The following is a 253-nucleotide window of genomic DNA, read 5'->3' on the forward strand; positions in this document are numbered from 1 at the left end:
GTACAGCACGTCAAAACCCATGTCATGGATCATCGGCAAGCGCGCGTGCACGTCGTTAAACGTGCCGTGCCGCGCCGGATCGTCGGTGATCGAGCGTGGAAACAGCTCGTACCAGCTGGCAAATTGTGCGGCCTCACGCTCCACGTCAATCGGGTACGCGGGGCTGACGCTCAAATAGGCACGATGGTCGGCCTGGGTCATCAGGTGTGCACTGTCTTCGTGCAGGAACAACGCCACCTGCTCGGTTTCCAGC

1 pseudogene is annotated in these 253 nt (G+C 60.5%); it reads right to left on the minus strand.

Annotated elements, in window-relative coordinates:
- A pseudogene (locus AAEZ05_RS29415) lies at positions 1-253 on the minus strand (alpha-1,4-glucan--maltose-1-phosphate maltosyltransferase); the annotation flags it as partial.

The organism is Pseudomonas sp. HY13-MNA-CIBAN-0226 (assembly GCF_040310305.1).
Taxonomy (GTDB): Bacteria; Pseudomonadota; Gammaproteobacteria; order Pseudomonadales; family Pseudomonadaceae; genus Aquipseudomonas; species Aquipseudomonas gregormendelii.